This window comes from Rhizobium sp. SRI_017 (assembly GCF_057586295.1).
Genome location: NZ_JBYCZP010000020.1, coordinates 47,798 through 61,770 on the forward strand (window position 1 = coordinate 47,798; position 13,973 = coordinate 61,770).

A 13,973-nucleotide genomic window follows, 5' to 3' on the forward strand; every position below is an offset into this window, starting at 1 on the left:
AGCATTGCCCCCAGGCGTTTGATGGCCAAACATCCGGAGAGCGATATGAGCACAGCAAGGGCGGACATGCCGGAGGAGCGGAGCATCTCCTATGAGGAGGCCTTTGCCCTGCTCCAGCGCGAGCCTGACAATTGGGCGGTCTTCCTCGATATCGACGGCTGCCTGCTCGATCTCGCGCCGACGCCGGACGAGATTTTTGTCCCGCCGGAACTACCCGGCAACATCGAGCGCCTGCGCATGAAACTCAGCGGCGCGCTCGCGCTCGTCACGGGCCGCGCGCTTGTCTATGCCGATGCGCTCTTCGACCCATTCCCATTTCCTATCGCCGGGCTGCACGGCGCTGAAATGCGCGGAGCGGACGGCAGCCAGATCTATGCCGATGCGCCGCCGGCTTTTGCGAGATTGAAGGCGGCTCTCGTCGAAGAGACGAAGGACATGCAGGGCGTGCTGATCGAGGACAAGGGCGGCGCCGTAGCAGCTCACTACCGGCTGGCCCCGGAATATGAACTGACGCTGGGCGAACGCATGCGGGCCTTCGCCGAGGCGGCCGGCCCGAATTGGGCCCTGCAGCTCGGCAAGATGGTGTATGAGATCCGGCCGGCGCGCGCGAGCAAGGGTGACGCGGTCGAGCGCTTCCTCAGCGAGCCGCCCTTCAACGGTCGGCTGCCCATCGCGCTCGGTGATGACCTGACCGACGAGAGCATGTTCGCCGTCGCCAATGCCCGCGGCGGCCTCACCTTCCGGGTTGGCCAGCGTGATGCCAAGACCTGTGCGATGGGCACCATCCCGTCACCTCGCCATGTCCGGGACGCGATTGCCAGGCTTGGCGGCGAACGCTCAGGCTGACTGCGTTCCGCTGGCGGCAGTCGCGGACGCGATGGCGCGCGCAAGATCTGCCTGGGTGAAGGGTTTGCGCAGCACCGGTAGATTGAGCTCCGTGTTTTCCCGCAGTTCCGAATAGCCAGTGGCGACGATGATGGAGAGCGGTGGATGCGATTGCCGGACCTTCGCCGCAAGCTGCAGTCCCGACATGCCGGGCATGGCCTGGTCGGTCAGGAGCAGGTCGAAGGAAGCATTGTCCTCTTCGAGCACTGAGAGTGCTGCCTGGCCGCTCGATGTCGACACCGTTTGGTGGCCCATTTCCTCCAGCATATCCACCGTGCTCATCAGTACGAGCGCGTCGTCGTCCACGCAGAGGATGCGCAGGCCGCCCATCGCAGGGCTTTCTTCCTGGTTGGCCGTTACCGTTGCAACGCGCGGCGCCTGTGCGGCCGGCAGCCATATCTCCACTGTCGTGCCGGTGCCTGGGCTGCTGAGGATATCGAGCCGCCCACCGGATTGCTGGGCAAAGCCGTGGACCATGGAAAGACCGAGGCCGGTGCCCTTGGCGACCCCCTTGGTGGTGAAGAAGGGTTCGTGTGCCCGGATGAGCGTCTTCTGGTCCATGCCGAGACCTTGGTCGATCACCGACAATACGGCATAGTCTCCCGGCTCCAGTGCCCGGCGATCGCCAGGGTTCACCTGGCGGAGCGAGGCCGTGATTTCGATCGTGCCGCTTTCACCGAGTGCGTCACGCGCATTGACCACCAGATTGAGCAGCGCCATTTCCAACTGGTGGGCATCCGCATGGGCCAGAACCGGCGCTTCCGGAAAGCTGGTCTTGATTGCGAACTGCGGGCCGAGCGACCGCTGCAGAAGCTCGTTCATGCCGCTCACGAGTTCGCCGACATCCACGCCCGAGGGGCTCAGATGCTGCTGCCGTGCGAAGGACAGCATGCGCTGAGTCAAGTTGGCTCCGCGGCGTGCAGCCTCCAGGGCGGCTCCGACCTGTCGCTGAAGCCTCGGATCCTCCTTGATGCGCTTGTTGAGCATTTCGAGATTACCGATGATGACCGCGAGCAGGTTGTTGAAGTCGTGAGCGATGCCGCCAGTCAACTGGCCGATGGCTTCCATCTTCTGCGCCTGGCGCAGCGCCGCTTCCGCGTTTTTCCTGTTCGTGACATCGACGAGGCCGCCCAACACCGCAATCCCGCCTTCGTCTGACACCTCCAGCCGTGCGGAGGCGTAGACATCGATTGTCCTGCCATTCGGGCCGAGCACCTGGAACTCACCTTCGAAGAAGCCGTCCTTCAACAGCATCGCACGGAAACCGGCGCGCCAATGGGCGGCGGAATCATCCGGCATGAAGCTGTCGAATGGTTGGCCAAGCATCGCCGAGCGCGCGACGCTGATGAGGTCGAGACAATCATCCGACACTTCGGTCAGCTTGCCGGTCTCGGTCATTGAGAACAAAGGCATCGGCGTCTTGCGATAGAGGCTGCGGAAGCGTTCCTCGCTTCGCCGCAACACCTTGGATTCGCTTTCGGCAAGCACGGCGAAACGCCTGTCGAAGATCGAGGCGATGAGGGCCAGGCCGAGGATGAAGAAGGTCGTGGCCGCGATCCCCAGCGCCAGGCCGATCGGGGTGAAGGTGGTCGGGTTATGGACGTGTTCGACAGCGTGATTGACCGAATAAGTGGCTGCCAGCATGCCCGTATAGTGCATGCCCGCAACCGCGGCGCCCATGGAGACCGAAGCGAGCGCCTTCTGCAGGAAGCCCGTGTGGGCGAACGCAAGCCAGAGTGCTGCAATCGCCGCGGCAACGGCGATGAGGACCGAGACGGTCACCCAGATCGCATTATAGCTGATTGCAGCCGGCATTTGCATCGCCGCCATGCCAGTATAGTGCATGCCGGCGATGCCGACACCCATCAACACTCCGCTCGCGATGAGAGGCAGCCACTCGCCTTTCGATCGGCTCACCACGAGGAAGCCGATGCCGGTGACGACGATCGCCAGGAGAAGCGACAGCAGCGTCACGCCCACGTCGTAGGAGACGTCCATGCCGGGCATGCTGAAAGCCAGCATGGCGACGAAATGCATCGACCAGATACCGCCGCCCATGGCGAGCGCGGCCGTGATCAGCCAGCTTGCCGAGGCTGCGCGGCCGGTGGCCGCCTTGATGCGCCCCGCGAGGTCCAATGCGGTGTAGGACGCCACGATCGCGATCACGATCGAGAGGACGACCAGCGTTGCATCATAGGTACCCGAAGTCATGCGAACTCGCAGCCTGTCCTAGCTTTCGCTCTGCCAAAGCACGCTGAATCATAAGGCACAACATGCTCCAGGTCATGCGAGAAAGCTAGATCGCACGGCTCATGGGCCGCTGGTTCACACGGCCTCGCGCAGTTGCTCTGCCGTCTGCAGGTCGACGCTGACAAGCGTCGAGACACCCTGTTCGGCCATGGTCACGCCGTAGAGGCGGTTCATGCGGGCCATGGTGATGGGATTATGCGTGATGATCAGGAAGCGGGTGTCGGTCGTGGCCGCCATCTCGTCCATCAGGTTGCAGTAGCGCTCGACATTGTGGTCGTCGAGCGGCGCATCGACTTCGTCGAGCACGCAGATCGGTGCCGGATTGGTGAGGAAGACGGCGAAGATCAGCGCCATCGCCGTCAGCGCCTGCTCGCCGCCTGAGAGCAGCGTCATGGTCTGCGGCTTCTTGCCGGGCGGGCGCGCGAGGATTTCGAGGCCGGCTTCGAGCGGGTCGTCACTCTCGATCAGCTGCAGCTCGGCCTCACCACCGTTGAAGAGATGGGTGAAGAGCCGCTTGAACTGGGTGTTGACGACGTCGAAGGCATTCATCAGACGCTCGCGGCCTTCGCGGTTGAGGTTCTGGATCGCGGTCCGCAGCTTCCGGATTGCATCGATAATGTCGTCGCGCTCGCGGGTCAGCACATCGAGCTTCTCTGTCAACTCCGCTTGTTCCTCCTCGGCGCGCAGATTGACGGCGCCAAGCCGCTCGCGCTCCATCTTCAGCCGTTCAAGCTCGATCTCGATCGTGCGGACATCGGGTAGCGGCGCGTCGGGGGCGAGCCCGGTGAGCCGGAGCACGAGATGGGGCTCAGTGTCGAGCGCCTCGCGGATGCGTGTTTCCTGGGCGATACGCCAGTCGCGGGCGGAGACGAGACGCTCCTCGGCGCGGCCGCGCTGTTCGCGTGCTTCCGCAAGTCCCACAAGCGCATCGCGCGCTGCCCGGTCGGCGTCGCGCTCGAGATTTTCCTGCGACGCCAGCTTGTCGGCGGCTTGCCGGCGCGCCGCTTCCGCCTTGCTGATCTCGTTCATCAGCGCAATGCGCTTTTCCTCGAATTCTTCCGGGGCGGCGACGAGATCCTCTAGTTCGATCCGCGCTTCTTCCTCGCGATCGCTCAGCGTTGCAATCTGGCTGGCGGCACTCGCCTCGCGTTCGCGCCAGACCTGCTTTTCGGCGGCAATGCTCGTCAGGCGCCGGCGGCGGGCATCGTTCTCGCGCGCTTCGGTATCATTGATCGCCCGGGCCTCCGCCAGTGCCGCACGCTTCTCGGCGACACTGAGGCTTTGCTCACGCAGCCGGAAATCGAGCGCTGAGAGATCGGCCGCGTCGGACAACGCAATCCGCGCATCCTCTTCAGCGATGCCGATTTCCTCCGTCTGCGTGTCGAAACCTTCGATCTGCTGCGCCACCGTATCGCGCCGGCGCATGAGGTCGGCCGAGGCGCGCTCGGCCTGGAGCGCGGCTTCGCGGGCTTCGTTGAGCTTACGGGCCAGCAGCCGCACCATGTCGCGGTTGGCGTTGAGCCGTTCTTCACCGATGCGAACCCGATCCGTCGCTTCGTCCAGCCTCGTCTCGCAGTCTTCGAGCAGGATGCGCGCCTCCTCGGCCTCAGTCTCTAGTGCCGTCAGACGGTTCCGCTGCTGGAGCCGCAGCGCTGCCGCGCTCGGCGCACCGGCACGGGCGACGTGGCCATCCCAGCGCCAGACCGCCCCTTCCCGGGACACGAGCCGTTGACCCGGCTTCAGCGCCTTCTGGAGGTTGTTGCCGGAGGCCCCGTCGACGATGCCGATCTGGCGCAAACGGCGATGGAGTTCTGGGGGCGCTCGGACATGGCCCATGAGGGGTGTCGCACCCGACGGCAGGGAGGGATCACCCGTGCTGTCGCCCGGCATGATCCAGAAGGCGGCGGCGGCGGGGTCCAGCGCGGAATCAAGATCGTCGCCGAGCACGGCGCCGAGGGCGGCTTCAAGCCCAGGATCAGCCTGGATCTGTTCAGCGACTGGGGCATGATCACCGGTGCTTGCGGCCGCCAGCATGCGGGCGATGGTGGTGGATTCGGTCTCGATCGCGCGCAAACGGCCGCGGGCGTCATCAACGGGCTTACGTGCCTCCTGTTGGGCTGATCGCGCCTCGGCCAGCGATTTCTCCGAATGGGCCTGTGCTTTCTCGCCGTCAGCATGTGCCAGTTCGGCGGCCTCGAGCTCAATTTCCTTCTCCGCCGGATCGGGCAGCGCAGCGAGCTTGGCTTCCACCGCCGCAAGCTCATCACGCGCTTCGGTCACCTGTCGCTCGAGCCTGAGCCGGCGCTGTGCAAGATCGGCAAGGAAGCGTTCCAACTGCTGCCGGCTCGCCGCTGCTTCGGCGCGTTCTGCGGTGAGCGCCTGCATCACCTCTTCGGCCTCGGCCGCCGCGGTGCCGGCGGCACTCAGTGCCTCGGCCAGCTCCGCGGCGCGCTCCGTGGCATTCTCCAGCGCCTCGCGCAGTTCCTGCTCTTCCTCATCGAGCCGATCGACGATGGTGGCGTTGCCGGCGACGAGCTGGCGCTCGCGTTCTATGTCGGCGGCAAGCTGGGTGATGCGGCGCTGCAGCTCCTGCCGGCGGGTCTCCAGCCGGCGCATGTCCTCTTCGAGCTGTCCGCGCGCGATCGTCAGACGTTGCAGGGCGGCCGCAGCCTTGGCCTCTTCTTCGCGCAGCTCGGGCAGTCGGAGCCCCTGGATGGCCTGGTTCTTGGCGGCTTCCATCTGGGCCTGCGCACGCTCGGCGACCGTATTGGTCGCCTGGTTCAGCACGCTTTCGGCCTCGCCCTCTGCGCTCTTGGCCTGTGCCCAGCGGATGTGCAGCAGCTTTGCTTCTTCAGCGCGCAGCGCCGATGACAGGCTCTTGTAACGGCTCGCCTGCCGCGCCTGCCGTTTAAGGCTTTCGATCTGGGTCGACAGCGTGGTGGTGACGTCTTCCAGACGTTCGAGATTGTTCTCGGCTGCCTTCAGCCGCAGTTCCGCCTCGTGCCGCCGCGAATGCAGGCCGGAAATGCCGGCTGCCTCTTCCAGCAGTTGCCGCCGCGCCTGCGGCTTGGCCTGGATCAGTTCGCCGATGCGGCCCTGGCCGACCATGGCCGGCGAGCGGGCGCCGGTGGAGGCGTCGGCGAAGAGCAACTGCACATCCCGCGCGCGCGCTTCCTTGCCGTTGATGCGATAAACCGACCCCTGTTCGCGCTCGATCCGTCGCGATACCTGCAACTCATCGGCGTCGTTGAAGGCGGCGGGCGCGGTGCGGTCGGAATTCTCGATGAAGAGACCGACCTCTGCCGAGTTGCGGGCAGGGCGCTGGCCTGAGCCGGAGAAGATCACGTCATCCATGCCCGACGCGCGCATGTTCTTATAGGAATTCTCGCCCATCACCCAGCGCAGCGCTTCCACCAGGTTCGACTTGCCGCAGCCATTCGGGCCGACCACGCCGGTGAGCCCGGGTTCGATCAGGAATTCGGACGGTTCGACAAAGGACTTGAAACCGGTGAGGCGGAGCTTGGTGAACTTCATGAGGTGTGCCTCATGAAAATGCGAAAGGGCAGCAGCCCAAGGCCGCCGCCCTTGAAAAGCACGGTGGAAGAATGACTAGAGTGCGGCGTCAATGATGGCCGACATTTCTGCAACACTCATTCCCCCGGCATAGCGCTGGCCGTTGATGAAGAATGTGGGGGTGGAACTGACACCGAAGTCATTGCCGCCCGCTTCCCGCACCTTGATCACATCATCCAGAAGCTTCTGGTTCGTCAAGCAGGCCTCGAAGCTCTCCTGTGTAAAACCGGCGAGCTTCGACATTTGCAGGAGTGCAGCACGCACGTCGTCAGCCGTGGCCCATGTCATCTGGCTCTTGAACAGCGCCGAGACGAGCGGGAAATACTGGCCTTCCGGTGCGCAGCGCGCAATCATGATCGCAGCCACCGCCTTGTTGTCGAGCGGGAATTCGCGAAGGACGAAGCGTACCTTGCCGGTGTCGACATACTTTTCCTTGATCGCATCGAAGGTTTCGCGATGGAAAGCAGCGCAATGCGGGCAGGTCATCGACATATATTCGACAATCGTGACCGGCGCGTCAGCCTTGCCGATCGACTGTTCCGGCAGCGCGCCCGGTGCCATCAGCTTCGCCACGTCGACGCTGCCCTCGGGCTGCGGCACTTGCTGGGCGACGGCGGACGAGAGGGGAAGGCCGATCGCGGCGACTGCGGTGCCGGCAGCGAGAAACTTCAGAAATTCTTTGCGGGTGAGAAGCATAGTGTCTCCATCGAGGCAGGCGGCGGGATCGTGAGTGCTGGATATACCCTGGATCGGGCGCCCGCAAGTTATTGTCCGGTCTATATCTTCAAAGAAATGTGACTGCGCGATGGCATGGCGGCTTCATTACAAAACCGTAATTCTCACCGCTTGCGGCTGCCATAGATGCCGCGGCCGAGACGGTCGAGCGCGGCCTTGAGCGGCTCGCTCTCGATGTCGGCGGTGAGCTCTTCCAGATGGTTCTTCTCGCTGGCAGATAGCGGCCTCAGCCGCCGGCGCGCGGGGGTCTGAACACTCACCGGCTTCTGCACGATCCTGATCTGCCGGATCGCGGGAAAGCCGAAGAAGCCGTTGATGCGCTGGATCAGCTCACCCTGCGCATGGGCAAGGAAAAGCGCGCGGGCGCCTTCGCAGGCGATTGTCAGCACGCCGGCCTCCATGCCGCCCGCCTCGCTATGCCGGTCGGCATTGCGGCGCGGCCAAGTGATCTTGTCAGGTCGCGTGCAATCGGCAAAATCGCTGCCGGCGATCTCGTCCCAACTGCCGATCAGGGCGGTATTGATCCCGGCCTTCTTCTGCAGCACGGGGTCGAGCAGGCCGTTGGCCGCCTCGGCGATCTGGAAGGCGCCTCTGCGCTGGAAGGTGGACATGAGAATGCGTGCCGCTGTTGATCGTTGAATCATAGACTGCATTCGCCTAAGCAGCAATCGATGACTCTTTCCCCTCCAAAAGCGCAAGACCTCCTCGCCTGGTACGATCGCCACCGTCGCGAGCTGCCCTGGCGGGTGACGCCTGACATGCGCGCGACCGGGGTGGTCAACGATCCCTACCATGTCTGGCTTTCCGAGGTGATGCTGCAGCAGACGACCGTTGCGGCGGTGAAGGCCTTTTTCGAGAAATTCGTCCGCCTCTGGCCGCGCGTCGAGGATCTCGCCGCGGCCGATACCGAGGACGTCATGAAGGCCTGGGCGGGCCTCGGCTATTACGCTCGCGCGCGCAATCTCAAGAAATGCGCCGAAGCAGTCGCGAGCGACCATGGCGGGCGTTTCCCGGAGACATCGGAAGCGCTTCGCGCACTGCCCGGGATCGGCGACTACACCTCAGCCGCCATCGCCGCCATCGCTTTCGACGAGCCAGTGCCGGTCATGGACGGCAATGTCGAGCGGGTCATTGCTCGCATCTTCCGTGTCGATGAGGCACTGCCATCCGCAAAGCCAATCCTGCGCCGCCAGCTTGCGACGCTAACACCTCAGATACGTCCCGGCGACTTCGCGCAGGCGATGATGGATCTCGGCGCGACGATCTGCACGCCGAAGCGCCCGGCGTGCGCGATCTGTCCCTGGCGCGATAGTTGTCGCGCGCTGCATGAGGGCGATCCGGAACTCTATCCGGTCAAGGCCGACAAGAAGACCAAGCCGATCAGAGCAGGCGCCGCTTACGTCGCAGTCGATGGCGGCGACAGCGTGTTGCTCCGCAAGCGCCCGCCCGAGGGATTGCTCGGCGGAATGTCGGAAGTGCCGACCACGGCCTGGAACTCGAACCGCGACGGCGGCACGGGGATAGACCACGCACCATTCGCTGCCGATTGGCAGCCCTGCGGAACCGTCACCCACGTTTTTACCCATTTCGAGCTCCGGCTTTCCGTCTATCGCGCAGACCTCTCGAAACGGCCTAGTGATGATAACGGCTTCTGGGTCCCGGTCATAAATCTTGACGGTGAAGCCTTGCCAACTGTCATGAAAAAAGCGATCAGCGCGGCTATTCCCGCCGCGTTCAAGACACCACGCTGAGAGACACCAGATGCCCTCCAATATCCGCCATATCGTTTTCGACATCGGCAAGGTTCTTATCCATTACGATCCGGATCTCCCCTTTGCCCGGCTGATCCCGGATGCCGAAGAGCGCAAATGGTTCTTCGAGAATGTCTGCACCCACGACTGGAATGTCGAGCAGGATCGCGGCCGGACCTGGAAGGAAGCGGAAGAGCTGCTGATCGCGAAATTTCCTGATCACGCGCACAATATCCGCGGCTTCCGCAAGCATTGGCACGAAATGGTGCCGCATCCGTACCAGCACAGCGTCGACCATCTCGAGCGCCTGATATCGGAGGGCCGCGATGTGACGCTGCTCACCAATTTCGCCGATGACACATTCGATCAGGCTTGTGAAATCTTCCCCTTCCTGAGGAAGCCGCGCGGCGTCACCGTCTCGGCCCGCGTCCGCCTCATCAAGCCCGATTCCGCGATCTACGAGACTCACGCCAAGACCTTCGGCCTCGACCCGAAGGCGACGTTCTTCATCGATGACTCGCTGCCCAACGTGCAGGCGGCACGCGCCGCAGGCTGGCAGGCGGTGCAGTATCTCGGACCGGAAAAGCTCGACGAGGATCTCCGCAGCTTCGGCCTGCTCTGATGGCATTCGATCCGGTTGCCCGTCTCGTCGCCTATCACGCCGCGATCAACGAATTGGACTTTTCGACCATCGAGGCGATGTTCGCCGAGGATGCCGTCTATGATTCCGGCGGGCTGGGCGGCGTGGTCCGCGGCCGCGGTCCCATCATGGAGGGCTTCCGCGTCTATTTCGATGCCTATCCGGATCAGGTTGCCGAGGACAGTGTCGTCGAGCCGCTGGACGGATTGCGTGTCCGCTCGGTCTGGAGCCTCGCGGCGACCCATCGCGTGACCGGCGACAAGCTTGTCCGCTCCGGCGAGGAGATTGTCGCCTTCGATGAGTCTGGCCGGATCCTGCGTGTCGAGGTCACTGATCGGTAGCCCGCATCGTCGCATTTTTGCTGCGATGCAGCATTATCTTTGCCTTGCTCTGTTTGCAAACCTCACGCGATGCGTTAAGCCTTTAGCGCAACTGTCATAATTCCGCGCGGGGAGAGAGGCCGGAATGACCAAGTGGGTCTATGCGTTTGGCGGCGGCAAGGCCGATGGCCGCGCCAGCCTTCATGAGAAGCTCGGTGGCAAGGGCGCCAATCTCGCTGAAATGTCGAGCCTCGGCTTGCCTGTGCCCCCCGGCATGACGATTGTAACTGATGCTTGCACGCACTTTTTCCAGCATGGCAACACCTTTGCCGATGGCCTGAAGGCCGCCGTGGTCGAGGGTCTGCAGCGCATCGAGGATCTGACGGGCCGGAAGTTCGGCGGCAAGACACGGCCGCTGCTGCTCGCTGTTCGCTCGGGCAGCCGCGTCTCCATGCCGGGCATGATGGATACAGTGCTGAATATCGGCCTCAACGACGAGACGGTCGGCGCTCTCGCGGAGGATACCGGCGACGCGCGTTTCGCCTGGGATTCCTATCGCCGCTTCATCGAAATGTATGGCGGCGTCGTCATGGGCCTGGGCCAGGATGCGTTCGAGGAAATCCTGGAAGACGAGAAGGCACGACTTGGTCGCGAACTCGACCCCGACGTCACGGCCGGCGAGTGGCAGGGCATCGTCGCGCGCTACAAGGAAATGCTCGCCGACGAAGCCGGGACATCGTTTCCGGAAGATCCGATGACCCAGCTCTGGGGTGCGACGTCGGCAATCTTTTCGAGCTGGATGAATCCGCGCGCCGTCGCCTATCGCGCCATGCACAACATCCCCTCCGACTGGGGTACGGCCGTCAATATCCAGGCTATGGTGTTCGGCAATCTGGGCAATTCGTCTGCCACCGGCGTGGCCTTCACCCGCAATCCCTCGACCGGGGCCAAGGAACTCTATGGCGAGTTCCTGGTCAATGCCCAGGGCGAGGATGTGGTGGCCGGCATCCGTACGCCGCAGAGCATTACCGAGGCCGCGCGCCTCGAGACCGGTAACGAAAAACCCTCGCTTGAAAAGCTGATGCCAGAGGCCTTCGCCGATTTCCTCGCTGTTTGTGCCAGGCTTGAAGCGCACTACAAGGACATGCTCGACCTCGAATTCACCATCGAACGCGGCAAGCTTTGGATGCTGCAGGCCCGCGCCGGCAAGCGCACGGCACGCGCCGCGATGCGCATCGCCGTCGACATGGTGGATGAAGGCCTGATCTCCCAAGCCGAGGCCGTCGACCGCATCGATCCCTCGAGCCTCGACCAGCTGCTCCATCCCACCATCGACCCCAATGCCCGCCGCGACATTATCGGCCAGGGCCTTCCCGCTTCACCAGGTGCTGCGACCGGCGAGATCGTTTTCACGCCCGAGGGGGCGATGGCGGCGAAGAAGGAAGGCCGCAAGGTCATCCTCGTCCGCACCGAGACGAGCCCCGAGGATATCCACGGCATGCATGCCGCCCAGGGCATCCTGACGACTCGCGGCGGCATGACCAGCCATGCGGCGGTGGTCGCGCGCGGCATGGGCCTGCCCTGCGTCTGTGGCGCCGGTTCGCTTCGCGTCGACATGCGCAACCGCGAGCTCGTCGCCAAGGGCGAGAAGCTCAAGGAAGGCGACATCATCTCGATCGACGGCTCCTCCGGCCACGTGCTCAAGGGCGCCCAACCGATGCTGCAGCCCGAGTTGTCCGGCGATTTCGAGCGCATCATGGGCTGGGCGGACGGAATCCGCCGCATGCGCGTGCGCACCAATGCCGAGACACCGTCCGATGCCCGCGCGGCCCGGGAATTTGGCGCCGAGGGCATCGGCCTCTGCCGCACGGAGCACATGTTCTTCGAGGGTGACCGCATCGACGTGATGCGCGAGATGATTCTCTCCGAGACCGTCGAAGAGCGCCGTACGGCGCTTGCCAAGCTCCTGCCGATGCAGCGGGCCGATTTCGTCGAACTCTTCGAGATCATGCACGGCTTGCCGGTAACGATCCGCCTTCTCGACCCGCCGCTGCACGAGTTCCTGCCAAAAGCCGACGAGGAGATCGACGACGTCGCCAACCGCATGGGCATGGACCCGATCGAATTCCGCGAGCGCATCGACGCGTTGCATGAATTCAATCCGATGCTCGGCCATCGCGGCTGCCGGCTGCACATTTCGCATCCCGAGATCGTTGAGATGCAGGCCCGCGCCATCTTCGAGGCCGCCGTCGAGGCGGCGCGCAAGACCGGCGCCGCTGTCGTCCCCGAGATCATGGTGCCGGTGGTCGGCCTCAAGACCGAACTGGATTATGTGAAGGCCCGCATCGACGAGGTGGCGCAGTCGGTCATCGCCGAGAGCGGCATGGCAATCGAATATCTCGTCGGCACCATGATAGAGCTGCCGCGCGCGGCACTCCGCGCCCATGTCATTGCCGAGGTCGCCGAGTTCTTCTCCTACGGTACCAACGACCTGACCCAGACAACCTTCGGCATGTCGCGCGACGACGCCTCGGCCTTCCTGCCGACCTATATCCAGAAGGGCATCATCGAGCGCGATCCCTTCGTCAACCTCGATTTCGACGGCGTCGGCGAACTGATCAAGATCGCCGCCGAACGCGGCCGCCGCACCCGCCCCGGCCTGAAGCTCGGCATCTGCGGCGAGCATGGCGGCGACCCGGTCTCAATCCATTTCTGCGAGGAGTCGGAGCTGGATTATGTGTCATGCTCGCCCTTCCGCGTGCCGATCGCCAAGCTCGCGGCGGCACAGGCGACGATCCGGGTGGGACGGGGGTAGGTTGGTCTAGGCGACTTGCGCCATCTCGCCCACACCCTCCGCATCCAGCCGCCGCAGCCGTGCCCCGTCCTTGGCCGGCGAGGCTCCGAACATCCGCGCATATTCGCGGCTGAATTGGGTGGCACTCTCATAGCCCACCGAAAACGCGACATGGGCGACGTCGCCACCCTCGGCAATCAGCTGGCGGCGGGCGACGTGGAGCCTGAGCCGCTTCTGGTACTGGATCGGGCTCATCGCCGTCACCGCTTTGAAATGCCGGTGGAAGGCCGAGGCGCTCATGCCGGCATGGGACGCAAGGGCCTCGACATGGAAGGGTTCGGCGAGATTGTCGCGAATCCAGCCGATCGCCCGGCGCACCTGGGCCAGGCGGCTGTCGCCGGTGGCGAGCTGGCGCAGCATGCCGCCGCAGGGGCCACCGAGGAGGCGATAGATGATCTCGCGCTCGATCAGCGGCCCGAGCACGGCAATGTCATCAGGCGAGTCGAGCAGCCGCAGCAGTCTCAGCCATGAATCGAGCAATGCCGGTGTTACCGACGAAATGCCGAAGCCGGAACCAGGATCGGCCGATGCCGCAGGCGCATTGTCTTTCATGCTGAGAAGGACATCCGAGATGACCGTTGCGTCGAACCTCAGCGTGATCGAAAGATAGGGCCGGTCAGGCCCGGCACGATAGATTTCGCCGGTCGCCGGTACGTCGATCGTGGAGATGAAGTAACTCGGTTGGTCGTAATGCAGCGCCCGATCGCCGATCAGGATGCATTTGGCGCCTTGCAGGATCAGGCAGATCATCGGCTCACAGAAGGAGGGCGTCGGACCGGTCGTGGCCTCGCAGTGGTCGCAGCGGGAGATCGTGACGCGCGGGATCGCTGTTTCCGTTTCGCGGCTTTTCGCATGCGTGAGCGCCAGTTGGCGCAATTCCGTGATCGTGTCTTGCATCGACATCAGATGACAATCGCAGCTTTACCAGTCAAGCGCCACCCGATCCTTGGGAAAAGATCAGGCAG

Annotated in this window: 10 protein-coding genes; 5 read left to right on the forward strand and 5 right to left on the reverse strand. The window is 63.9% G+C overall.

The window, feature by feature from the left end:
• Window positions 1–45: 45 nt before the first annotated feature.
• Window positions 46–846 carry a trehalose-phosphatase gene (otsB, locus tag AC2YI2_RS29870; protein WP_487390180.1) on the forward strand — a complete coding sequence of 267 codons (801 nt, stop codon included), beginning with the start codon at window positions 46–48 and terminating at the stop codon, window positions 844–846.
• Here otsB and AC2YI2_RS29875 read toward each other — a convergent pair.
• The 4 genes from AC2YI2_RS29875 to AC2YI2_RS29890 all read right to left on the reverse strand — a co-directional run bounded on the left by AC2YI2_RS29875 (window position 838) and on the right by AC2YI2_RS29890 (window position 8,054).
• Window positions 838–3,096 (reverse strand): MHYT domain-containing protein, encoded by a 2,259-nt coding sequence (locus AC2YI2_RS29875; RefSeq protein WP_487390181.1) that lies wholly within the window; start codon window positions 3,094–3,096, stop codon window positions 838–840. The two genes, otsB and AC2YI2_RS29875, sit on opposite strands and share 9 nt — an antisense overlap.
• A 114-nt stretch (window positions 3,097–3,210) precedes the next feature.
• Window positions 3,211–6,669, reverse strand: a complete 3,459-nt coding sequence (locus tag AC2YI2_RS29880; RefSeq protein ID WP_487390182.1) for a chromosome segregation SMC family protein — start codon at window positions 6,667–6,669, stop codon at window positions 3,211–3,213.
• Window positions 6,670–6,744: 75 nt separating this feature from the next.
• Window positions 6,745–7,404, reverse strand: a complete 660-nt coding sequence (locus AC2YI2_RS29885) for a DsbA family protein (protein ID WP_487390183.1) — start codon at window positions 7,402–7,404, stop codon at window positions 6,745–6,747.
• Between the two features lie 143 nt (window positions 7,405–7,547).
• Entirely contained in the window at window positions 7,548–8,054 is a 507-nt protein-coding gene (locus tag AC2YI2_RS29890) for a DUF721 domain-containing protein (protein WP_487390184.1), read from the reverse strand.
• Window positions 8,055–8,114: 60 nt separating this feature from the next.
• On the opposite strand from AC2YI2_RS29890, the gene mutY reads away from it, so the two are divergent.
• The 4 genes from mutY (at window position 8,115) to ppdK (ending at window position 12,969) form a co-directional block, all read left to right on the forward strand.
• Entirely contained in the window at window positions 8,115–9,194 is a 1,080-nt protein-coding gene (mutY, locus tag AC2YI2_RS29895; RefSeq protein WP_487390185.1) for an A/G-specific adenine glycosylase, read from the forward strand.
• 10 nt (window positions 9,195–9,204) lie between these two features.
• A complete protein-coding gene (locus AC2YI2_RS29900) occupies window positions 9,205–9,816 on the forward strand; it encodes an HAD family hydrolase (protein ID WP_487390186.1) in 612 nt (203 codons plus the stop codon).
• Window positions 9,816–10,175 (forward strand): nuclear transport factor 2 family protein, encoded by a 360-nt coding sequence (locus tag AC2YI2_RS29905; RefSeq protein WP_487390187.1) that lies wholly within the window; start codon window positions 9,816–9,818, stop codon window positions 10,173–10,175. Before AC2YI2_RS29900 ends, AC2YI2_RS29905 begins: the two co-directional genes overlap by 1 nt.
• A gap of 124 nt (window positions 10,176–10,299) precedes the next feature.
• Window positions 10,300–12,969, forward strand: a complete 2,670-nt coding sequence (gene ppdK / locus AC2YI2_RS29910) for a pyruvate, phosphate dikinase (protein WP_487390188.1) — start codon at window positions 10,300–10,302, stop codon at window positions 12,967–12,969.
• A gap of 6 nt (window positions 12,970–12,975) precedes the next feature.
• Here ppdK and AC2YI2_RS29915 read toward each other — a convergent pair whose 3' ends face one another.
• Complete coding sequence (locus AC2YI2_RS29915) at window positions 12,976–13,911, reverse strand: AraC family transcriptional regulator (protein WP_487390189.1); 936 nt, start codon at window positions 13,909–13,911, stop codon at window positions 12,976–12,978.
• Window positions 13,912–13,973 lie beyond the last annotated feature (62 nt).